24 protein-coding genes, 4 tRNA genes, 1 pseudogene and 1 riboswitch are annotated in these 20,411 nt (G+C 65.8%); of the genes and pseudogenes, 18 read left to right on the plus strand and 11 right to left on the minus strand.

From position 1 onward, the window contains the following. Positions 1-143: 143 nt before the first annotated feature. Positions 144-1,166, minus strand: coding sequence for an HNH endonuclease family protein (locus AWC30_RS01440; RefSeq protein ID WP_085107857.1), 1,023 nt, complete (start codon positions 1,164-1,166; stop codon positions 144-146). Positions 1,167-1,464: 298 nt separating this feature from the next. Between AWC30_RS01440 and AWC30_RS01445 the strand changes: the two genes are divergently transcribed. The 12 genes from AWC30_RS01445 (at position 1,465) to AWC30_RS17685 (ending at position 9,275) form a co-directional block, all read left to right on the plus strand. Beyond that, a complete protein-coding gene (locus tag AWC30_RS01445; protein ID WP_085108583.1) occupies positions 1,465-2,628 on the plus strand; it encodes a tyrosine-type recombinase/integrase in 1,164 nt (387 codons plus the stop codon). Between the two features lie 228 nt (positions 2,629-2,856). After that, positions 2,857-3,030 (plus strand): helix-turn-helix domain-containing protein, encoded by a 174-nt coding sequence (locus AWC30_RS01450; protein ID WP_085108585.1) that lies wholly within the window; start codon positions 2,857-2,859, stop codon positions 3,028-3,030. A 96-nt stretch (positions 3,031-3,126) separates the two neighbouring features. Further along, positions 3,127-3,540 (plus strand): DUF2742 domain-containing protein, encoded by a 414-nt coding sequence (locus AWC30_RS01455; protein ID WP_085107861.1) that lies wholly within the window; start codon positions 3,127-3,129, stop codon positions 3,538-3,540. Beyond that, the gene (locus tag AWC30_RS01460) at positions 3,540-4,760 is read left to right on the plus strand and encodes an AAA family ATPase (protein WP_085107863.1); all 1,221 of its coding nucleotides are present in this window, start codon (positions 3,540-3,542) and stop codon (positions 4,758-4,760) included. Before AWC30_RS01455 ends, AWC30_RS01460 begins: the two co-directional genes overlap by 1 nt. Before the next feature lie 172 nt (positions 4,761-4,932). Then, positions 4,933-5,283, plus strand: a complete 351-nt coding sequence (locus tag AWC30_RS17480) for a hypothetical protein (protein WP_133053633.1) — start codon at positions 4,933-4,935, stop codon at positions 5,281-5,283. Continuing rightward, positions 5,280-5,657: a hypothetical protein gene (locus tag AWC30_RS01465; RefSeq protein WP_085107866.1), complete on the plus strand. Its 378-nt coding sequence runs from the start codon at positions 5,280-5,282 to the stop codon at positions 5,655-5,657. The genes AWC30_RS17480 and AWC30_RS01465 overlap by 4 nt, the downstream gene beginning before the upstream one ends. 362 nt (positions 5,658-6,019) lie before the next feature. Then, positions 6,020-6,262, plus strand: a complete 243-nt coding sequence (locus tag AWC30_RS17485) for a hypothetical protein (protein WP_133053634.1) — start codon at positions 6,020-6,022, stop codon at positions 6,260-6,262. Further along, positions 6,259-6,972: a hypothetical protein gene (locus AWC30_RS01470; RefSeq protein WP_085107869.1), complete on the plus strand. Its 714-nt coding sequence runs from the start codon at positions 6,259-6,261 to the stop codon at positions 6,970-6,972. Before AWC30_RS17485 ends, AWC30_RS01470 begins: the two co-directional genes overlap by 4 nt. Positions 6,973-7,071: 99 nt before the next feature. Next, entirely contained in the window at positions 7,072-7,473 is a 402-nt protein-coding gene (locus AWC30_RS01475; RefSeq protein WP_085107871.1) for an HNH endonuclease, read from the plus strand. 357 nt (positions 7,474-7,830) lie between these two features. After that, on the plus strand, positions 7,831-8,460 hold the full coding sequence (locus tag AWC30_RS01480) for a DUF7341 domain-containing protein (protein ID WP_133053635.1): 630 nt from the start codon (positions 7,831-7,833) through the stop codon (positions 8,458-8,460). 32 nt (positions 8,461-8,492) lie between these two features. Beyond that, a complete protein-coding gene (locus AWC30_RS17490) occupies positions 8,493-9,083 on the plus strand; it encodes a hypothetical protein (RefSeq protein WP_133053636.1) in 591 nt (196 codons plus the stop codon). Positions 9,084-9,101: 18 nt separating this feature from the next. Next, positions 9,102-9,275 carry a hypothetical protein gene (locus tag AWC30_RS17685; RefSeq protein WP_165756410.1) on the plus strand — a complete coding sequence of 58 codons (174 nt, stop codon included), beginning with the start codon at positions 9,102-9,104 and terminating at the stop codon, positions 9,273-9,275. Positions 9,276-9,346: 71 nt separating this feature from the next. On the opposite strand, the gene AWC30_RS17495 is transcribed toward AWC30_RS17685, so the two are convergent. From AWC30_RS17495 to AWC30_RS01500, 5 genes are all read right to left on the minus strand, one after another. After that, positions 9,347-9,550: a hypothetical protein gene (locus AWC30_RS17495; protein ID WP_133053637.1), complete on the minus strand. Its 204-nt coding sequence runs from the start codon at positions 9,548-9,550 to the stop codon at positions 9,347-9,349. A gap of 26 nt (positions 9,551-9,576) precedes the next feature. Next, positions 9,577-10,032, minus strand: a complete 456-nt coding sequence (locus AWC30_RS01485) for a hypothetical protein (protein WP_085107877.1) — start codon at positions 10,030-10,032, stop codon at positions 9,577-9,579. A gap of 107 nt (positions 10,033-10,139) precedes the next feature. After that, positions 10,140-10,214, minus strand: a tRNA-Val gene (locus AWC30_RS01490). Positions 10,215-10,227: 13 nt separating this feature from the next. Next, positions 10,228-10,301: transfer RNA gene (locus AWC30_RS01495), tRNA-Cys, on the minus strand. Positions 10,302-10,330: 29 nt separating this feature from the next. Then, positions 10,331-10,403: transfer RNA gene (locus tag AWC30_RS01500), tRNA-Gly, on the minus strand. Positions 10,404-10,586: 183 nt separating this feature from the next. Here AWC30_RS01500 and AWC30_RS01505 point away from each other — a divergent pair. Continuing rightward, positions 10,587-10,658: transfer RNA gene (locus AWC30_RS01505), tRNA-Val, on the plus strand. Between the two features lie 14 nt (positions 10,659-10,672). Here the strand turns inward: AWC30_RS01505 and AWC30_RS01510 are convergent. Both AWC30_RS01510 and AWC30_RS01515 read right to left on the minus strand, forming a co-directional pair. Next, positions 10,673-12,007, minus strand: coding sequence for an LLM class flavin-dependent oxidoreductase (locus AWC30_RS01510; RefSeq protein WP_234807897.1), 1,335 nt, complete (start codon positions 12,005-12,007; stop codon positions 10,673-10,675). After that, positions 12,004-12,741 (minus strand): 3-oxoacyl-ACP reductase, encoded by a 738-nt coding sequence (locus AWC30_RS01515; protein ID WP_085108589.1) that lies wholly within the window; start codon positions 12,739-12,741, stop codon positions 12,004-12,006. Before AWC30_RS01515 ends, AWC30_RS01510 begins: the two co-directional genes overlap by 4 nt. 150 nt (positions 12,742-12,891) lie before the next feature. After that, positions 12,892-12,987: riboswitch (TPP riboswitch) on the minus strand. Between the two features lie 294 nt (positions 12,988-13,281). Between AWC30_RS01515 and AWC30_RS01520 the strand changes: the two are divergent. From AWC30_RS01520 to AWC30_RS01530, 3 genes and pseudogenes are all read left to right on the plus strand, one after another. Further along, positions 13,282-13,508 (plus strand): annotated as a pseudogene (locus AWC30_RS01520) (3-hydroxyacyl-CoA dehydrogenase family protein); the annotation flags it as partial. Between the two features lie 73 nt (positions 13,509-13,581). Further along, positions 13,582-14,190 (plus strand): LGFP repeat-containing protein, encoded by a 609-nt coding sequence (locus AWC30_RS01525; RefSeq protein WP_085107880.1) that lies wholly within the window; start codon positions 13,582-13,584, stop codon positions 14,188-14,190. A 433-nt stretch (positions 14,191-14,623) separates the two neighbouring features. Beyond that, positions 14,624-16,234, plus strand: coding sequence for a GMC family oxidoreductase (locus AWC30_RS01530; RefSeq protein ID WP_085107883.1), 1,611 nt, complete (start codon positions 14,624-14,626; stop codon positions 16,232-16,234). On the opposite strand, the gene yaaA is transcribed toward AWC30_RS01530, so the two are convergent. Then, a complete protein-coding gene (gene yaaA, locus AWC30_RS01535) occupies positions 16,231-16,977 on the minus strand; it encodes a peroxide stress protein YaaA (protein WP_085107886.1) in 747 nt (248 codons plus the stop codon). The genes AWC30_RS01530 and yaaA overlap by 4 nt on opposite strands. A gap of 116 nt (positions 16,978-17,093) precedes the next feature. Here yaaA and AWC30_RS17955 point away from each other — a divergent pair, with 116 nt between their 5' ends. Further along, entirely contained in the window at positions 17,094-17,531 is a 438-nt protein-coding gene (locus AWC30_RS17955) for a hypothetical protein (protein ID WP_234807898.1), read from the plus strand. Here the strand turns inward: AWC30_RS17955 and AWC30_RS01550 are convergent. Next, complete coding sequence (locus AWC30_RS01550) at positions 17,522-18,067, minus strand: YceI family protein (protein ID WP_085107895.1); 546 nt, start codon at positions 18,065-18,067, stop codon at positions 17,522-17,524. The two genes, AWC30_RS17955 and AWC30_RS01550, sit on opposite strands and share 10 nt — an antisense overlap. 46 nt (positions 18,068-18,113) lie before the next feature. Between AWC30_RS01550 and AWC30_RS01555 the strand changes: the two genes are divergently transcribed. Beyond that, a complete protein-coding gene (locus AWC30_RS01555; protein WP_085108591.1) occupies positions 18,114-19,760 on the plus strand; it encodes an acyl-CoA synthetase in 1,647 nt (548 codons plus the stop codon). Between the two features lie 9 nt (positions 19,761-19,769). Here the strand turns inward: AWC30_RS01555 and AWC30_RS01560 are convergent, their stop codons facing one another. Beyond that, positions 19,770-20,384: a class I SAM-dependent methyltransferase gene (locus AWC30_RS01560; protein ID WP_085107898.1), complete on the minus strand. Its 615-nt coding sequence runs from the start codon at positions 20,382-20,384 to the stop codon at positions 19,770-19,772. Positions 20,385-20,411: the final 27 nt, after the last annotated feature.

Below are 20,411 nucleotides of genomic sequence, written 5' to 3' on the forward strand. Positions count from 1 at the left end.
GTCGTCGATTCTTCCTGCCCGAACACTCGGGCAACAGAGTCCCACAACGACTGGACCACTACAGGGGGCTCACCTCAATCTCGGGTCGACGCCCGCAGTCACCGATCGGGCCGTCGCGTTGGTCAAACTTCGCGATCCGCTGCTCAGCGGGGCGGATGCCAACTGGACGTTGAGGGTGGCGGTGGCGGGGGAGGAAACCAACTGGACGTTGAGGGTGGCGGTGGCGGGGGAGGAAACCAACTGGACGTCGAAGGCATCGGAGGGACGAGCGAGAACTCACTGGTCGATGAGATCGAGCCGGCTTCGGAGGCGCACTTTTGCAAAATCCGTCCAGCCGTATCGTGTTCCTCGTCAGTCATCCACACCCCGTATTTCGCCTTGATCTGTATCACGCGAGTGACGTACGCACAGCGGAAATCCTTGTTCTTCGGCAGCCATGTCGCCACATCGCCGGCTTTTTTCATTCGATTGGCCTTACCGCTAACGGCAAGCAGGTTTAACGGATCGTTGGCGAATTCAGTCCGGGTAACCAGGTCCCATTGCTGTGCACCCTTTTCCCAGGCGTCCATCAGTGCGACCACATGGTCGATCTGGACGAGGACATCGGTGCCCTCCTCCCGGTCGAAAAGAATTTGTTTACCGGTGTATGGGTCATCGAGAACGCCGCTCAGCACCCGACACGGTCCGTCCGCGACGACGTCGGTCATGTCTCGTCGCAAAATGTCGTTCCGGGTATCGCAGCCATTGTGACCGCCCTCGACATTGACTTTGTCGTCCCAGGTCCGGCCGAACTGCGCTCGTGAGTAGCCGGTCTTGGGGGCTCGCCCTTTGACGGCAATCGTTGCGAGTAGTCCCAGGGCAGTTGCTTGCGCCTCGGGATCGTCCGTCTTCCCGACTTCCACCTTGTTGACAGCATCGATAACGAGGCCGACAAGTAAGAGCACCGCGAAGAGGGCCAGGACGCTCAGCACGATTTTGTTGACCTTGCGGCGCCGGGCGGACTTTTTATCGTGTGCCGGTGTTTTCAGTGACGGCGTGTCGAGTGAGGATTTCGTCGGTGGTCGATTCGTGCTGGCCTGTGTGGGTGGCGAGGCGTCTGTCGGTTCGCCGGAGTCAGAGCGAAAGCCGTCGCGGAAGCCCTGCCCGAAATCCTTCCAGACGCCCATGTCGGGAGCTTAGGAGTTGGCGGTGACATTCGGTGGCCGAATCCGTTGGGGATAGCGCGCGGTAAACGCAGATCGTGCAGGTTGACAATGGTGAGGCACGTGTTGCGTGGTGCGCGATACTGGGATTGAACCAGTGCCAGGGCAAACTTCCCGTTGAGTGTTCTACCTGCATCAACAGGCCATTTACCTGCTGATATTCAAAACAGTACCGTGTGACACGCAAGGAATCAAGAGGACACGGCAACCCTCGTGTGTAATCTGATGTGGTGCATATGTGGTGCAAAACGAGGTCAATCTGATGGCACGACAGAAGCCCACCCCACGCTCGACGCGTCGCAGTTTCGGCCGCCTTCGCCAGTTCCGGTCCGGTCGCTGGAAAGCGTCCTATACAGGCCCCGATGGGCGACTCTACGAGGCCCCGGCGACGTTCGCCGCGAAGGTTGACGCCGAGGCTTGGCTAACCGACCGCCGCAGAGAGATAGACCGCGAACTCTGGTCGCCGCCGGCATCCGATGAGCAGAAGAAGGTGGCGAAGCGGGCGAAGAAGGCCGCGACTCAGAAATTCAGCGACTACTCGAAACGCTGGTTGGAAACTCGCACGGTCCGAGGAAAGCCGTTGCGCCCCCGCACCGTCGCCCACTATCAAAACTTGCTCGACGATCACATCTTGCCGACCTTCGGCAACACGGCCGTCCGAGACATCACCATCGAGAAAGTGGACCGCTGGTACGCGAAAACGCTCACCGACAAACTGACCTTACGAGCGCATAGCTACAGTCTCCTGCGCACGATTCTCGAGACAGCTAGAACCCGCGACAAACTCATCGACGCCAACCCGTGCGCCATCCGCGGCGCCGGTACCGCCACACGCCGAACGCAGACAAAACCCGCAACCCTCGACGAACTGGACATCATCGTCGAGGCCATGCCAGACCGGTTCCGGGCGATGGTGCTGCTCGCCACCTGGGCGGCACTGCGCTTCGGGGAACTGGTGGAGCTGCGCCGCAGTGACATCGACAGTGACGTGATTCGTGTCCGGCGCGCCGCCGTGCGCGTTAAGGGCGGATGGAAAATCGGCGACCCTAAAAGCGACGCCGGGGTCCGCAACGTGGCTATCCCGCCTCATGTGCTGCCCGCTATCGAACACCACCTTGCAGCCCACGTCGCCAAACCCGCCGGCTCCCTACTATTTCCCGCCACGAGCGGGGGCCACTTACAGCCGTCGACATTCACACGGCACTACTACAAGGCCCGCACCGCAGCATCACGCGACGATTTAAGGTTCCACGATCTACGGCACACCGGAGCCACTCTCGCCGCCCAGACCGGCGCCACCCTAGCCGAACTCATGAGCCGGCTCGGCCACTCGACCCCGGCAGCCGCGCTGAAATACCAGCACGCCGCACGGGGGAGGGACAAAGCCATCGCCGAGGCGCTCTCGAAGCTCGCCCAGGGGAATTAATTCCACTTAAATTCCACACCAACTCCCAGAATTTATTTCCTGTGGACAATTCTGGGGATAACTGACAATCGGTGTGCTGTGAGCAGCGATTTTGCGTGCACGCAATCGAATCCCGTTGCCCCAGCAGTACAGTCGCCCCCTGTCCATCCCTTGCGCGAATCTCGTGGACAGGCTCCTATGGCGTTAAAGGGACAATTCATGCCAAAGGAGATCTCAACCGTGTCCACCATGCTTTCCATCCGCCAAATCGCCGACCAGTACGGCGTATGCGAAAAAACTGTTCGCCGCTGGATTTCTAGCGGACATATCGAGGCGGTTCGGCTAGGCCCGCGACTTATTCGTGTCGACGCTGACTCCGTTGAGCGCCTTCTCAGCCCAATCCGAGGAGGTGGATGTGCATAGCTGCGGCCCCCATATTGAGCAAGAGTCGCGCGACGCTATCGATGATCGCGGCCTCACAGACGACGATGACACCACGGTCGGACGAGGCGACGCCCAATGAGTCGCGCCCGAAAAGAGGAGGGCGGCCCTGCCGTCACCAGCAAGACCGCCACACCAGTCGTTGCCATCCATCATAACGCGAAGGCCGGACAAGTGGTGGAAGACACGCGCATCGCGTCCCGCCAACTTTCGTGGTGGTCGGTGCACGAATGGGTTCAACCGTTTCTCGACGCTGCTGGCGATTACCCCTGGCCCGGAACGCCGGCCTGGTGCGAACTGGCGGACGACGACCGACGGAAATGGGCAGGTCTCCTCGACTTTGCCCAACATCACGCCCTGCGGGTTGATACCGCTCAGCAGGCCCACGCTGACGCATCAGGAGCCATCGCAGCGTCAACCAACTGGGCGATGGTGGCCACCGAAGTTCACCGCCGCCGCAGCAGTAACCGCATCGAGCGGGAGGTGGCCTGATGACTCCCCTCGAGGACTTTGAGGCCCAATGGGCTGACATCCCGCTGCCGGAAGATCCGTTTGATCCAGCCCTGGACAGCATGGAGCCAACCGAGAACGCCATTCGTCACAAGATGACGACGTTGCGGATCAACAGGGAAGCGAACCGCCGACTCGACAACGAAGCGCGCCCGCCCGTCAACTATCCGCCTGTCCGCGATCTCGATGATCTGCTCGCCGAGCCTGATTCCCCTACGCCGTACAGGATTGATCGGGTAGCACCCGCCGATGCGCGGGTGATGCTGTCGGCGCAGTACAAAGCCGGGAAATCGACCCTGGTCGGCAACCTGATCCGAGCTCTAGCCGACCGTGAGCCGTTCCTGGGGAAGTTCCCTGTCCACGTCCCAGCGCGACGCATTGTGCTGATCGACAACGAGTTATCGGACAACACGGTGCGGCAGTGGTTACGCGCGCTCCGCATCGAGAACACCGGCGCAGTGGCCGATGTGGTGACATTGCGCGGCAATGTCGGCGCATTCAACCTCATTGACGATCACTGCCGCGAGGAATGGGTGCGGCGCCTGTGCGACCTTGGTTGCGATTACCTGATCCTGGACTGCCTGCGTCCGGTGCTCGACGCGCTCAGCTTGGACGAGAACCACGACGCCGGAAGATTCCTTGTTCCCTTCGATCGGTTGCTACAGGATGCCGGCGTTTCTGACGCTGCACTTGTGCAGCACATGGGACATGGCCCGGAACGCGCACGCGGTGACTCGCGGTTGCAGGACTGGCCAGATGCGATCTGGCGACTGGTGCGCGAGACCGACGAGCCGAATTCGCCTCGGTATTTCTCTGCATATGGGCGCGACGTGAATGTGCCAGAGAGTCGATTGGCATTCGATCCTGTCACTCGCCACCTGTCGCTGGCCGGGGGAAGCCGCGCCGACGCGAAAACCGAAGCCGCGTTGCAGTGGGTCATTCAACTGCTCGCCGAGGTGGGCGACGCACTGAGCGCGAACGCCATCGAGCAGGCCCGTCCAACAGGACTACATACGCAGAAATCTGTCCGGTTGGCTCTAGCTGCGGCTGTGGAGCGGCAATTGGTGGTGAAGGAGTCCGGCGAACGGAACGCGCAGATTCACCGGATTGCGAGCCCCTGTAGCGGGTGCGGGCTGCCTGTCACGACGGGTGGAGATCGGCATCAACAGTGCCCCGAGAACGTCGAGGGGCTGTTCGCATGACCGGCCAGTTCGTCAGCTCGTCGCAGCTCGTTGCCAGTTCGTTAACGAGGTCAGTGAGTGCCAGCTCGTCAGTTCGTCGTCACGTATGTAGTGACGAACTGAACGAGGTGCTCACCAGCACAAATGGAGATGTCTTTCAGCTCGTCAGTTCGTCAGCAGGGGAGTGAGCCAAATGGACAGGAATCCAACCAACCGCCTGTGCTACGCGCGATGGGTCGTTAAGTCGTTCACTGCGCTCGACGATTGGGTGATCGTTTGGGACGGCGACTCCGGTGCCCCAGCAGTCGAGCCTTGCCCCGGCGTACTGGTCGAAGAGGCGACTGAGCAATACGTCTCATGGGATGCGCACGACGGCAATGGCGGCATCGAACGCCTATCCCGCGTGGAGCCGCTACTCCAACCGGAGGATCGAACATCGTTCGCCTACATCGAAGGCGCTGAACTGATGTCGATGGCGGACCTGTCCGTGCCGACTGAAGAGTTCAAGATCATGCCCCGGTCTGTGTGGGAGTCAACCCGATGACCCGCAACCGAAAGTCAGCCAAGGCTGCCGGCGCACGGTTCGAACGCCTCATCGCCGACGCACTCGCCCGGGCCCTGGGGGACGACCGCATAGACCGCCGTCCCCGAAACGGCTCAAAAGATAGGGGAGATATTGGCGGGGTGCGCCTACGTGGCGAGCGCGTTGTTATCGAGTGCAAGGACACCGCCACCCTGCGGCTGCCCGAATGGACGCGAGAGGCACAACTAGAGGCCGGCAATGACGACGCCCTCGTCGGCGTGGTCGTCCACAAACGCCGCGGCACAAGCGACCCGATGCAGCAGTGGGTCTCAATGACCGTCGCCGACTTCGTCGCCATTCTGACCGGACAGCCCCAGGAGGGCCGCTATGGGTGACCCCGCCTCACCACCCCACCCGGCCCCCGCCAGCGCGCCTACGACTCCCGTAGCGGGACTCCACGCGGCCTATTACTGCTGCGCCGAAGTTGTTCGGCAACGTCGCCGCACCGGCCAACCGATCCCGCCGTGGCTCGCTGCCCATTACCGCGAACTCGATGCCGCTGTGTCGCTCGAGCGACGCTCAACTATCGAAACCACCACCGCCACGACACAATTGAAGAATGTTGAACTCGTCGGTACCAGGTGGGTCGCCGAAGCCCTTGGCTGGTCGCTCCGGCGCGTCCAACGAAATGCAATATCACTCGGCGGCCGAAAGGTGGGCAGGCACACCGTGTTCCCAGCAGACACCATCCGTCAGCTTGCCCGACAAGAAAAGGGAACCAATGTCTGACCAGTACGACGGCGGTGGAAGCCGCCTCGAAACATTCCTCGAAGACCACCTCGCCTCCATGAGCACCGCAGAATTCGCCGCCCTGGTGGCACGTACCCGCCCACCCGATGAAGTTGCGGACCCGAAAACCGTGGCTGCCGATGCACTGGCCCGCTACAACCGCGGCACCTCGATCCACATCACCACAAACCCCACCGAGGAGGCCCCGTGACCCGCCGCGCCGCCACCGCCAGCACCGCCCACGAAGCCGTCAAGGCGTTCACGACCCGCAACGTCACGTTGCCTAAGCCGGTGCTCGCCGCGGTGAAACAACTCGACCGCCTCGAAGCCGCCGAGCCAGTTCAGCCGCACCCCGGCGGTGTCGCCCACGCCTACCTCACCGACGCCGATCCCACAGCCGCAGCAGCAGATTTGATCACCTTCGATGCCCGCCGCAACGGCTGGGCGCAGGCCGCACAGACCGCAGCGCAGGACGTACTCGATGCGATCCTTACCGCCCGCGACGGCCTCCACGACGCCCTCAGAGACCAGGCCGTCGAACTGATCGACCGGTTGACCGCCGTCGCCGCCCTCGGCGACGTGAGCCTCGACGCGCTGATCCGCGACGGCCGCCACCAAGACGCCAAACTATTGGCCGAACACCACCTCGATGAGGCAGCCCTCAATGGCCTGTACAACGTCCGCGACCGCTACCTGACCGCGCCCCGCGAGCAGTACGGCACCGACTGGGCCACCTGCGGCCGGTGGATCGACCCGCGCCCCGCCGCCAACGCCCCCGACGTGGTGACCGCCATCCGCCGCGGCGCCACCCCCTGGTACCCCACCGTCGGCGAGGCACAGCAAGCCGCCCAACCCATCACCGAAGAACTTCAGCAGCAGGCCCGCCAGCGACGCCACGCCGAACGCCTCGCCGGCATCTAACACAGGCTCCGGCCCCGAGCGCGCCACCGCTGTTGTTTGTGGGTTGCACCTCGCGGTGTGCAGCGCCGGGGCCGGTCAAACCAAACCAGGGGAAAACGCATGGCCAAACCGCAGTTCAACAAGAAAACCGGGCGCCGCCAATACTCATCGGCAGATCGCCGCTACCGCAAGATCATCGCCGCCCGCCGCGACCCCTGCGCCCTCTGCGGAGAAGAGATCAACTACCAAGCACACCACCACGATCCCCTCGCCCTCGAAATCGACCACATCATCCCCGTCAGCCGCGGCGGCCAGACCACCCTCGACAACCTGCGGGCCACACACCGGTCGTGCAACCGCGCCCGCAGCAACCGCATCGAACTCGACAACCTCGCCGCCACCATCACCAACCGCCACCACACCCCGCCTCCAGCACACACACCACGCCCCTGCCCACGCTGCGGCCAACACCACACCATCACCTGCCGCACCTGGAACCCCGCCGCCACCACCACCCTCTAAGGACCAACCCTTTGCTGACCACCCGCGGAAAGCTTGCTGGACGCGCCAACCGCCGGCCAAGCCCGCCACGCACGCCACATGGTTATGCGGCCGACTGCATACCGCATAACCGCAGGTCAAAGCGTTATCCATTGCATAACCGCAGGTCAACGCCCTGCATACCCTGGGGGGTGGGCCACGTCACGCCCCTGTCGCGCTCGTGGCATTGCGACGATCTCTCCCCTTCAACTTTTCTTTTCCGCGCAGAATGAATAATATGCGGCACCGTTTGGCGGTCGACTTAGCTGACGTGTTTGCTGGTGGTTTGCTGGTGGGGTGCGTGTTGTTGCTGGTCGCGAAGCTGTGAGGGGGCTGTCGATGGTCGTCGAGGCGGATGGTGTGCTGGGGCCTGCCCGTGATCGTTTGACGGCGGCGGTGGGGGCGTTGACTGCGGCAACGGTGGACTGGGTGGACGGCCGGGTGCGGTCGGGTCCGAGCTTGTATGTGCAGTTGTGCCGGGAGAAGGCGCCGAGTTTGGGTGGCGCGTTGGCTGGCGGTTCGGAGGGGCGCCGGTTTGCGTCGTCGCGGCCGAGCGCCCATATCGATGCGCTGGTGCTGTCAATGAACATTGACGACACGGTGCGCGACTGGTCGCCGAAGGGCGGGGGGACGGTGGCGCGGTTGCAGGGGCTTGCGGAGCATGGCTGGCGACCGCAGGACGTGCGACTGATAGAGGACATCGCCGGGCGGGTGGAGAGCTGGGTGGCGGAAATCAAGTCGTTGCTCGATCCCTCGCCGCGGTTCGGGTTGCCGGCGGCGTGTCCGGCGTGTGCGGTGCGGACTGTTCGACGCCGTAATGACGTAGGAGAGATGGTTCGGCAGGCGGCGTTGCAGATCGGGCCGGAGGGTTGCACGTGTCAGGCGTGTCGGCATACGTGGCCGCCGGGACAGTACGTGTTCCTGGCGCGACTGTTGGGCTTCGACCCGCCCGAAGGCGTCGTCGCCTAGGCGATGCGCAAAGTGTGTGCTACGAACTTTCCATGCCATCATCGGCTTTGGAGCGCTGGAAAACGGACCGACAAGCCGAACTCGACAAGTTGGTGCGAAGTCACGCTGCGATCACCAAGGGCAAGAAGGGTCGCCAGTGGGCTACGGAACACATGAACTTTGCTCTGATCACGCGAATCGTCTCCGAATTTCAGGGCTACTGCCGCGACCTTCACGACATATCGATTGACTCGTTGGTCGAGCAAATGGACATCGCAGATCCCGGTTTACGCGCCATTGCCCGTGCGGTATTTATCCGCAAGCGGTTCCTCAACGCAGGGAATCCAACATGGTCAAACGTGCGAGAGGACTTCTCGCGCATCGGACTCGATATCCAGTCCGAATTGGATGACGCATATAAGCGTGCAAAGCCTTGGCGTCGAGAGCTCGGCTATGCAATTGCTGCTCGAAACGCAATCGCGCATGGCAACGAGGAGCAGCTAGCGAAATGCCGCGAGCAGCAGCCGCTGACGTTAGCGACGGCCAACCGCTGGCGTAGGACGCTTGGCGTGATGGCTAGTGGCCTTGATCGCGTCGTTGGGGCACACTTGGGGGAAATGGGCGCGAAGACATGGCTGAAATGACGACGAAGGCGGGTGACAGTGACGAAGCGTGAGATCAAGCGTGGCGACCGTCTCATGGTGCCGTTTGCCGGCCGCGTCCACACCGCCGTGGTTGTCGACGTTCGCGACGGCCGTATTTTCGTTCGGATCGACCCCGACTCCGATGCGCCGATGGAGACGTTTTACCACCGTGGCGAGTTAGTGGGCGTTTGATCACGACCGAAAATCGGCCGAAGGGTTGCCTTGGCGGGATACCTGAAGGGCTATTTCGGACAGGTCAGGCGCTATCTGATGCCGCTGACCTTGGTCCAGAATCCGGGCGGGGTACAGGTGAACACGCTGCCCTGATACCGGATCATGATGACGTTGGTGCCGTCGCCGGAGTCGCACCAGCCGCCCTGATACGGCACGTTCGGGTCGGCCTGGGCAGTGGCCGCGGCGAACATGCCCGCAACCGCCACGGCTACCGTTGCGATTACCCGTTTCATGACGGCCTCGATTCGTTGTGTCGCCATCATTGCACCGGCCCCTGACATCCGAAGCCGTCGAGGAAGTCTGCGGCGGCGACCAGTCGGGCGGCGAGTTCTCGCGCCTCCGCAGCGGTGAGGGTGTCATCGGACGGGTTGACGTAGACCCCAACCCATCGGCTCCGCATGGTGCCGTCGCATCGTTGGAAGCCGTTTGCGGTGAGGGTGACGGTGCGGCCGGGCCAGCGGTCGCCGGTGATGAGCCGTTCGGGTTGTTCGTCGGCGGCGAACTGGTTCCATTCGTGGACGCGAGTCGCACCGGCAGGGGAGGGCACGGCGGCGTACTTGCGGCCCCAGATCGTAGAGTGGGCGGCTTCGCGGAGGATGCGGTGGTGTTCGCCGGCTTGCTCGGCGGCCTCAAACTCGCTGATCTCAGCGTCGGTGAGCTGGTCGGCGACCTCACGCCACGTCTCGATGCTGGTGGGGTTGCTGGTGGTGGACATGACTCTCCCTCTCGGATGAGGGAAGTCGCCCGACTACGCCATGTGGTGCGTATGTGGTGCAAGCCTGGTATCGAACTTTTAAAACTGTGGTCTACCTGCGTAAACCGTGGTGCGCGATACTGGGATTGAACCAGTGACCTCTTCCGTGTCAGGGAAGCGCTCTCCCACTGAGCTAATCGCGCGGGATCTCGACTCTGGAGGTGGAGACGGGAATCGAACCCGTGTGCACGGCTTTGCAGGCCGTTGCCTCACCACTCGGCCACTCCACCGTTGGGGTTGATGCCTGTTGCACCCTCCGAGCGGATGACGGGATTCGAACCCGCGACCCTCACCTTGGCAAGGTGATGCGCTACCAGCTGCGCCACATCCGCGAGCTACGGGCGAGATCGTCGCCCGTCGCGAAGCACGACATTAGTCCACCCGGGTCGCGGTGCACAAATCCCTTGGTGCCTGCGGCGGGTCGGTGTTCACCACGGCCGCGGCGGAGGCCCGCGCGCGGCCTGCGGCTTTCGGTCGGCCGCCCGGTTCGTGTTAGTCTTCGACGTCGTTTGACGGGTCTCGTAGCTCAGCGGGAGAGCGTCCGCCTCACACGCGGAAGGTCACTGGTTCGATCCCAGTCGGGACCACACGAAAACCCCGGTCATCGCCGATTCAGCGGCGGATCGGATACCCCCGCCAGCCGAGCGCGCAGCGTCCGCTGCTCGTAGTCGCGGCGGAACCGGCCCCGGCGTTGCAGCACCGGCACGACGTGGTCGACGAAGTTCTCGATCCCGCCGGGCAGCGTCGGCGGCATCAGGTTGAACCCGTCCGCGGCGCCGGTGTCGACCCAGCGTTCGATCTCGTCGGCGATGCCCTCCGGGGTGCCGATGAATGTGGCGTGCCCGCCTCCGGCGGCGAGGTAGCCGAGCAACTCCCGCACCGTGGGCCGGGCGGTTTCGATGATCCGCAGCACGGTCGCGTACCGGCCTTTGGGGCCGGTGAACTCCTCCAGCGGGGCCAGCGGCGGGACCCGGGCGTCCAGGTCCCAGTCCGACGTGTCGACCCCGACGAAGAAGGACAGCTGGTCCAGTGAATCGCGGGTCGGCAACAACTCGTTGAGGGCGCGCTGCTGTTGCTTCGCTTCGCGTTCGGTGGACGCCACGTAGGTGACCAGGCCGGGCAGAACGGCGATCTCCGATCGGCTCCGGCCCAGCGCCTCGGCGCGGGACAGCACGTCGGACCGGTAGTCCTGTGCGGTCTCGGCGTCCCAGGCGACCGCGTAGATGCCGTCGGCGTAGCGGGCGGCCAACTGCCGGCCCGGCTGCGACGCCCCGGCCTGGAACAGCGCCGGTCGTCCCTGCGGTGACTGCGGGACGTTCAGCGGCCCCGCGACACTGAAGGACTTCCCGGCGTGATCCACCGCGCGCAGCCGCGACTCGTCGAGATACGAACCGGCCGGGTCGGCGGTGATCGCGTCGGCCGGCCATGAATCCCACAGCCGCAGCAGCACATCGATGAATTCCGCGGCCCGCTCGTAGCGTTCGTCGTGATCGGGGAGGCGGTCCATGCCGTGGTTGCGGGCCTCGTCGTCGGTCATCGAGGTCACCACGTTGGCCCCGGCCCGCCCGCCGGAGATGTGGTCCAGGCTCGCCAGCAGTCGCGCCGCGTGGAAGGGGCTCCAGAACGTGCTCGACACGGTGGTGACCAGCCCGATGTTCTCGGTGGCCCGGGCCATCGCGGTCAGTGTGGTCAGCGGCTCGAGGAACCACAGTGGCCCGCTGCCGACGGCTCCGAGCCCGGCCGATTGCCCGTCGGCGAGGAAGATCGCGTCGAGCTTGCCGCGTTCGGCGATGCGCGCCAACCGCTCCCAGTAGGTGATGTCGCCGAGTCGGCCGACGCTCGAATCGGGGGCCCGCCACGCCGCGGCGTGGTGTCCGCAAGCGAACGCGAACAGGTTGAGCCGGATGGGCTTACCGGAGTGGTTCTGCGCGCTCAATTGTTCACCAGCCCGCCGTCGACGACCAGGTTCTGACCGGTGACCGCCCGCGACCACGGCGAGGCGAAGAACAGCACCGCGTCGGCGAACTCCTCCGGGGTGGTCACCGACCCCAGCGGTGTGCTGTCGGCGATCGCGTCGAACACCGCCTCCGGGGTCGCGGCACTGGCGTCGGTGGTCCGCAGCAGGCCGCCGCTGACCATGTTCACCCGCACCCCGCGGGGCCCGAGATCGGCGGCGAAGGTGCGGGTCAGCGACAGCAACGCGGCCTTCGCCGCGGTGTAGTCGTGGTAGGGCACCACCGGGTGCTGAAACAGGTTCGTCCCGATGTTGATGATCCGTCCCGAGCCGAGTTCGTCGAAGTGCGGCAGCGCCGCCTGGATGACGTGGAGCGCGCCCTGCAGGCTGCCGGAGAACTGGTCGGCGAACGCGTCGTAGCGGATCTGGTCGGCTTTGGCCCGCGCGTCGCCGTCGAAGACGAAGTCGACCAGGGCGTTGTTGACGACGGTGGCCACCGGGGCGGCGAACTGCTCGCGGGCGCGGGCGAACATGGCCTCGACCTGGTCGCGGTCGCGCACATCGGCCTGCACCGCGATCGCCCGGCCGGGATAGTCGGTGGCCAGGTCCTCGGCGGCCTCGCGGCTGCGGTGATAGTTGACGACCACCCGCGCGCCCTGCCGCAGCAACGCCGCGGCGATCCTGCGGCCCAGGCCGCGGCCGGCGCCGGTCACCATTACCACCTGCTCGGCGATGTCCGGAGCTTCCGAACCGTCGCCTTGATCCACCGCTCTCGTCGTCACGCGCGAATCCCCTTCATTTCACAACGAAACGGTGAGCCGACACGTAGCAGCAGACAGCGACACGCACCGCCGATCTTCGGCTGTGGGCGGAGAACCAGACGATCCCTTCGCCAGCGTTACCTGGAGCAGGTTCAACGGGTGTGATCTCAGCCGCTACGTACGGCACCCCGTGTCCAACGGGCTCCAACCTACACGGGGGTCCGCGACCGGTCGTGGCGTCGGCCCGGACGGTGACACTCCGTTGGTTCTCGCCGGCCGCCCCGCGCCGTGGCGGCTGCCGGCCGGGGAGCGATGGCGTCAGCCGGTGTCGCCGACACCTCCGCCGCCCCCGTCGAACGGCAGCAACTCACTCGGCTTGTCCACGTACATGACTACCGGTTCATCACGCGCCGGCGTGGCGGCGACGTACAACAGTGACCGTTCCCGCCGTTGAGCGTCGGCGCGGTCCTCCTCGGGGAGGGAGTCGACGAGGTATACGCGGACCCCGAAGCGGTGGACACCACCTGGCGGGTCGGTACCGGTGCGGTGCGCCGTTGGGGCCGTTCAAGATTTACGACATCATCGGGCTGAACACCCCGTACAACATCATGGTGCACGGGGACGCCAAGTCGCAGCGGTTGGCCGCCTGGCTGAAGACCACCTACGTCGACAAGGGCAATCTCGGCCTGGAGTCCGGCGAAGGCTTCTGCAAGTACCGTTAGCTATAGTCGCGGTCGGGCGGCGAAATCAGCCGCAACTTCACCCGCATCCCCACGAAGGCGTCAGAGGAAGTCCATGGGAATGTTCACCAACCGCCACGCAACAATCGCCGGTCTGGCCACCGTCGCGCTGATCGCCGTGGGCTGCAGCAACACCGACGGTGTCGAGAAGTCCGAGCCGCCTCAGGTCGGGTTGATCAGCACCTCCACCACGGAATCCCCGGTGCAGCCCGATGCGGTGACCGTCCTCGGGGAGCGGGACGTCGAGGTGACGCTGACGGGTCCGATCGCGGTCAAGTACCGGACCTTGACCGAGGAGCAGAAGGAGAGGCTGGGTAAGCCGCTCACCGGTGACCACAACGCGGGCGCGCGGGAAGACGGCGCGCCGTTCCAGCAGTTCCACGGCGGGGTGATCATCGCCGCGAACGATGATCCGGCCACGCCCGCGTACGTCGTCTCGGGCAAGATCCGTGAGGCCTGGAACGTCCAACGCGACCCCGCCGGCGTGCCGTCGGCGGACGGCGACAACGGATCGATGGGCCCGTTGGGCCTGCCGACCAGCGACGAGGTCAGCGAGGGCGATCTCCTCGTGACCACGTTCGAGCACGGCAAGGTCACCGACAACACCAGCACCGACGAGGTCGAGGTGACGGTCAACGGCCAGGTTGTTCCGTCGGGGCTGTAGCCGTCCGGGCCCCGTAGCAACGGCGGCTGCGCCTCAGCCCGCCACCACCACGGTCAACGGCTGGTTGCCACACCCCACCCGCAGCCCCGCCCGGCGAAGATCACCACCCGGCGTGTCCCGGTGGCCGACACCCCGATGTGGTCTAGGTGGTTGAGCAGCGCGTCGTATTGGGCGATCCTGCGTTCTCACGGCCGACAACAATTCCATCTGGAACTGGCTGAGTGGCCTGCGCTCACAGGTGCCGGAGATGCCGACGGCGGCGTCCACGCTCCGTATCCTCGATGTGATTTTGTGTATGTCGGTCCAGAAGAGGTAAGCAGCGATTTCCACGTTCGCGCTGCTTGCGAAACGAGCAGGGGGCCGTGGTGTCGCGCGGCGCTCTGGCGCTCCACAAGCCGCCGTATGCGGCGGCCAGCGGCGGTACGGTTCGACGATGGACGACGCGGACGAGTTCGATTACGTGGTGGCCGGCGGCGGGTCGGCGGGCTGCGTGGTGGCCAGCAGGCTCAGTGAAGACCCCTCGGTGTCGGTGTGCCTGCTCGAGGCCGGCGGCATGGGTCGCAACCTGCTGATCCGGATCCCGCTGGGCTTCGTGGCCGGCATGCCCCGCGGCATCAACAGTTGGCACTACCAGACAGTCCCGCAGACCGGATTCAACGGCCGGCGCGGGTTTCAGCCGCGCGGCAAAGCGCTCGGCGGCTCCAGCACCATCAACGCGATGATCTACGCTCACGGCCACCCCTCGGACTTCGATCATTGGGCAGCCCTGGGCAATCCGGGCTGGGGCTTCGAGGACGTGCTGCCGTACTTCACCAAATCGGAGAACAACGCGGTCCACCGCGACTCGCGCTACCACGGCACTTCCGGCCCGCTGCACGTGACCAACCTGCGCAGTCCCAGCCCACTCAACGACGTCTTCCTGGCCGCCTGTGAGAAGCAGGGCATCCCGTTCAACGACGACTACAACGGCGCTCAGCACTTCGGCTGCTACCACGTGCAGGTCACCCAGAAGGACGGTGAACGGCACAGTGCGGCCGCCGCGTTCATCCACCCGAACCTCGACCGACCGAACCTGGACGTTCGTACCAAAGCGCACATCACCGGGATCGACTTCGACGGCCGGCGGGCCACCGGGGTCAGCTACCGACGCGGCCGCCAGTTGCGCAGCGTACGCGCCCGGCGGGAGGTGATCATGGCGGCCGGTGCGTTCGGCACCCCGCAGATCCTGATGGCCTCCGGCGTCGGCCCCGGCGCCCACCTCCAGGAGCTGGGCATCACCCCGGTACTCGACAGCCCCGGCGTGGGACAGAACCTGCAGGACCACATCTCGGCGCTGCTGATCTACCGCGCCCGCACCACCGAGGGCACCGTCGGGATCTCACCGACGGGAATCGCCCGCATGGCCACAGCAGCCTGGCAGTGGCGCCGCCACCGGACCGGTCTGCTCACCAGCTGCGCCGCCGAATCCGGGGCCTACTACCGGACCAGTCCGGACGTCGAAGTGGCCGACATGGAGATGGAACTGATCGTCGGCATCGGCGAGGACCACGGCCGCAAACCGCCGATCGGCCACGGCTATTCGGCGCACCTGCTGCTCGCTCGCCCCAAGAGCATCGGTGAGGTGCGCCTGGCGAGCCCGGACACCGCCGTCGACCCGCTGATCGACCCCAAATACTTCAGCCACCCCTATGACATGCCCACCTTGATCAAGGGCACCCAGATCGTCCTGGACGTCATGAACGATCCGGTGTTCGACCCGTACCGCGGTGAGATGATCGTGCACTACGACCGCGACGATCCGCGTCAGATCGAGGAAACCCTTCGCGCGCACGCCGACACCGAGTACCACCCGTGCGGCACCGCCAAAATGGGCCCGGACTCCGACCCGATGGCAGTCGTCGACCCGACGCTGCGGGTGCGCGGCATCGACGGGTTACGCGTCGCCGACGCATCGGTGATGCCGACGGTGCCCAGCAACAACATTCACGCGCCGGTGCTGATGATCGCCGAGAAGTGCGCCGACCTGATCAGGCAATCCGGCTAACCGGGCACGATCAGCGTCAGTTCACCGCGGACGTGCTCGACCGCCATACCAGCGCGGCGCGCGACCTTTGCCGCCGACGCCGCATCGGTCGGCTCGGCCCGATTCACCGCGAGAGCCCGCGCCAGCCTGCCCTTGTGCGCCTTGTTCGCGTGGCTGACCGCCGTGCGGCGGCCGTCGGAAGTCTCGGAGACCACAACGACTTTCACCGCGTCCGGTATCCGCGCCAACGCCGCATACGGCCCGGACCGCAAGTCAACGACGAGCTGATCGGCGACCAGCCCGGCGAACACCGGCTCCAGCACCGGACGCCACCGCGCCGCCAACCCGGGGCGGCCGGGAAGCTTGGAGCCCGCGGAGAGCCGGTAGGCCGGTATCGGATCGTCGGCGCGCACCAGACCGAACAGCGCCGAGGCCACCGCCAACCGGGACCGTGCGCGCTCGGCCTGCGCACCCCGCATCGCGTCGGCGTCCAACGCGTCGTAGAGCACCCCGGTGTAGCGCCGGATCGCCGGCATCGTCGCCGCCGTGCGCAGCGCGGCGTTGCGCTCGATCTCCGCGTCCTGACGTGCGGTGAGGCCCAGTGCTCGCCGGCTGGTCGGCCGGTCGGCGGCCAGGGCCACCACCTCGTCGATCAGCTCGGTGCGCAGCGAGTCCAGCTCGGGAAAGCTGAGGGCATCGGGTTGCAGCGGTGGCCCGTCGCCCCCGGATTGCTTGGTCTCCGAAGGCGGCAGCACGAGGATCACGGTTGTCGACGGTAACCGGGGCGCCCCGCCCGGTTGAAAGCGACTGTCGGAGTGCCACCGAGGCGGTCCCGAAGAAACCGTGTGCCGCCTCCGCCGACCCGACTTACGCTGCTGTCATGTCCCACCGTCATGGGTTCGTCACCGCGCTCACCTGCACCGTCCTGATCGCGCCGCTGATGATCGGCTGCGGCAACACCGGCGGCCCCGCATCGACCAGCGAAACCGGCACGCCCGCCGCGGCACCGACTTCATCGACCACGACAACGGCGGTGCCCACACCGACCGGCCCGCCGGTGGGAACCGCCACCATGAAAGTCATCGGCGGGTCCGCTCCGGTGACCATCCGGTACCAGATCAACGGCGGGGCCGAGCAGGTCGAACCCGGCGTCGTGCTGCCGTGGGAGAAGCAGTACGACGTCTACGACAAGGTCTCCTCCTCGGTGACCGCCGAGGGCGGCGCCGAGGTGCTGGCCTGCACGATCATGATGAACGACCTGCTGGTGGCCTTCGTCAACGAGCCGAACCCGACCTGCACCTTCGCCTACTACGAGTGATCCGCGGTGGCGTCGAACTCCACCGCCACCACATCGGCGACCTTCATCGTGCCCATCGCCATCGAGTACTGCTTCAGCTTGTGGTCGCTGTGGCGGACCTCGGTGCGGACCCGCAACCGGTGAGCCGACCCGTCGTCGGCCACGTCAAGGGCGACCTCGACGGGCCTGCTGACCCCGTGCACGGTGAGCGGCCCGCGCAGCAGGTAGCCGTCGTCGCGGGCGGTGATCGATTCGGCCTCGAATTCGACGGTCGGAAACCGCTTGGCGTCCAACGTTTTGAGCGCGTTGGCGCGTACCAGGGTCTTCTCCGGACCGCTCAGCGGTGTCAGGCCGCCCTCGCCGGAGACCACCCGCATCGAGTCGACGTCGACGACCAGTCGGGCCGCCACCGGCGTTGAGCCATCCCAGTCGACGGTGGCGCGCCAGGAAGACATCGCGATCGTCAGCCGGTGGCCCATCCGCGCCGCCCGGCCGGTCACCCCGGTGCGCAACGTCAGGGTGCCCGCGGTGTCGTCCAGCGTCGTCGTGGTGGTCATCTCGGCAGTACACCAGACGGCGGCACCCGGCTACGATGGGGCCGCTGTGTCTGCCGCCGAAGAATTCAACCTCGCCGAGGTGTTCGCGGCCGTGGCCGCCGCCAACCCGGACCGCGACGCCGTCGTCTTCGGTGACCGGCGGTTCACCTTCGCCGAGACCGACGACCGCACCGCCCGACTGGCCCGTGCCCTGCACGACTGGGGCCTGGGGTCGCACCGCGAACGCTCGGAGCTGGCCGGCCACCAGTCGGGACAGAGTCACCTCGCGCTGTATCTGACCAACGGCAACGAATACCTCGAGGGGATGCTCGGGGCGTTCAAGTCCCGTGTGGCGCCGTTCAACGTCAACTACCGCTACGTCGCCGAAGAACTGCACTACCTGGTCGACAACGCCGCCGCCGACGCGGTGATGTATCACGCCCGGTTCGCGCCCACGCTCGCCGGCGTGCTCGATCGGCTGCCACCCACGCGGCTCATCCACGTCGACGATGACTCCGGAAACCCGCCGCTGCCCGGGGCGGTTCGCTACGAACGGTTGCTGGCCGACACTTCAGCCGAACCACTGCCACTCGCGCCGTCACCCGACGATCTGTACATCCTCTACACCGGCGGCACCACCGGACTGCCCAAAGGCGTGCTGTGGCGCCAACACGACATCTACATCGGGGCGATGGGCGGGCGGGCCTACGGATCCGACCAGCGATTCACCGACATCGAGCAGATCGTCACCCGGTCTCGCCAGGGCGGACAGGGCTCGATGACGGTGGCGCCGCTGATGCACGGCGCCGCCCAGTGGGCCGCGTTCAGCACGCTGCTGCGCGGCGTCCCGTTCGTCATGTCGGACATCACCGACCGGTTCGACCCGGCCGATGCGCTGGCACTGGCGGCCCGCGAGCGGGTGGCGTCACTGTCGATCGTCGGCGACGCGTTCGCCCGGCCGCTGCTCGCGGAGCTGGAGACCGGCCGCTACGACCTGTCGGGCCTGCAGCATCTGGTCAGTGGCGGAGCGATCTTCAGCGCGGGAGTCAAAGCGCGCTTCCTGGAGTTGTTGCCGCAGTTGACGATTCTGGACGCCGGCGGATCCTCGGAGAGCGGGGCACAGATGGGCCAGATGTCGACGCGCGCCTCGGTCGGCTCCGGGCGATTCGCCCCCAACCCTGGCGCGGTGGTGGTCAACGCGGAGTTGACCGGGGTCCTGGCCCCAGGGGACGAGGAGATCGGCTGGCTGGCCCAGCAGGACCCGGTGCCGCTGGGCTACCTCGGTGATCCGGAGAAGTCCGCCCGGACCTTCCCGACCATCGACGGCGTGCGCTACTCGGTGCCCGGCGACCGGGCGCGCTGGGACGCCGACGGCAGCATCGAGTTGCTCGGTCGGGACTCCGTCACGATCAACTCCGGCGGCGAGAAGATCTTCGCCGAGGAGGTCGAAGCGGCCCTGGCTCATCACCCGAGCGTCTACGACGTCATCGTCGTGGGCAGACCGAGCAGCCGGTGGGGCTCGGAGGTGGTCGCGTTGATCCAACCGGCCGGCGGCGCCGAACCCGACATCGATGACCTGCTCACCGAAGCCGCGCGGCACGTCGCGCGCTACAAGCTGCCCAAGCAGATCCTTTTCCGGTCGAGCCTGCGCCGCTCACCGTCGGGCAAAGCCGACTACCGATGGGCGAAAGCCGAAGCCGCCGACAAAAGCTGAACTGCGCCGCTACTTGGTGGCGACCGTGAGTCCCTCACCGGTCCAGCGGCGCACCACCTGATGCTCCACGGTGGCGAAGCCGGCACCGGTGGCCAGACTGCGCATCTGCTCCGGGGTGGGGAAGTGTCCGACCGAACCGCCCCCGGAACCGACCCAGAGCAGGAAACGCCGAGGTGCGCTGCTCGGGTTGACCACGCCGATCATCATCAACCCGCCCGGCGCCAGAACCCGGTGGAACTCCGCGACCGCCGCGGGCTGGTCGAAGAAGTGGAACGCGTTGGTGCTGACCACCGCATCGATCGAGGCGTCGTCGAACGGAAGCTGTTCAGCCGGAGATTTGGTCCAGTTCACCGCGGTGGACCGATCGCGGGCCTTGGCCAGCATGCCGTCGGACATGTCGCAGCCGTACACCGCCGTCGGGGCCAACTCGTCGGCGATCCGCGTGGTGAGGATCCCGGTGCCGCAGCCGACGTCGACGATGCGCTGCGCATCGGCCCGTCGCAGCCGGGCCACCACGGCGTCCTGAGCCGGGCGGTAGAACGTCTGCTGCAGCAGCGGGAAATCGTAGACGCGCGCGACCTGATCGAAGACTTCCGAGATCGGCTTGGTGAGTGGGTTCGCCATGTCGCCCAGTGTCGCACGCCGGCCACC

Origin of the sequence: Mycolicibacillus trivialis, assembly GCF_002102395.1 — a bacterium.
GTDB classification, from domain to species: Bacteria; Actinomycetota; Actinomycetes; order Mycobacteriales; family Mycobacteriaceae; genus Mycobacterium; species Mycobacterium triviale.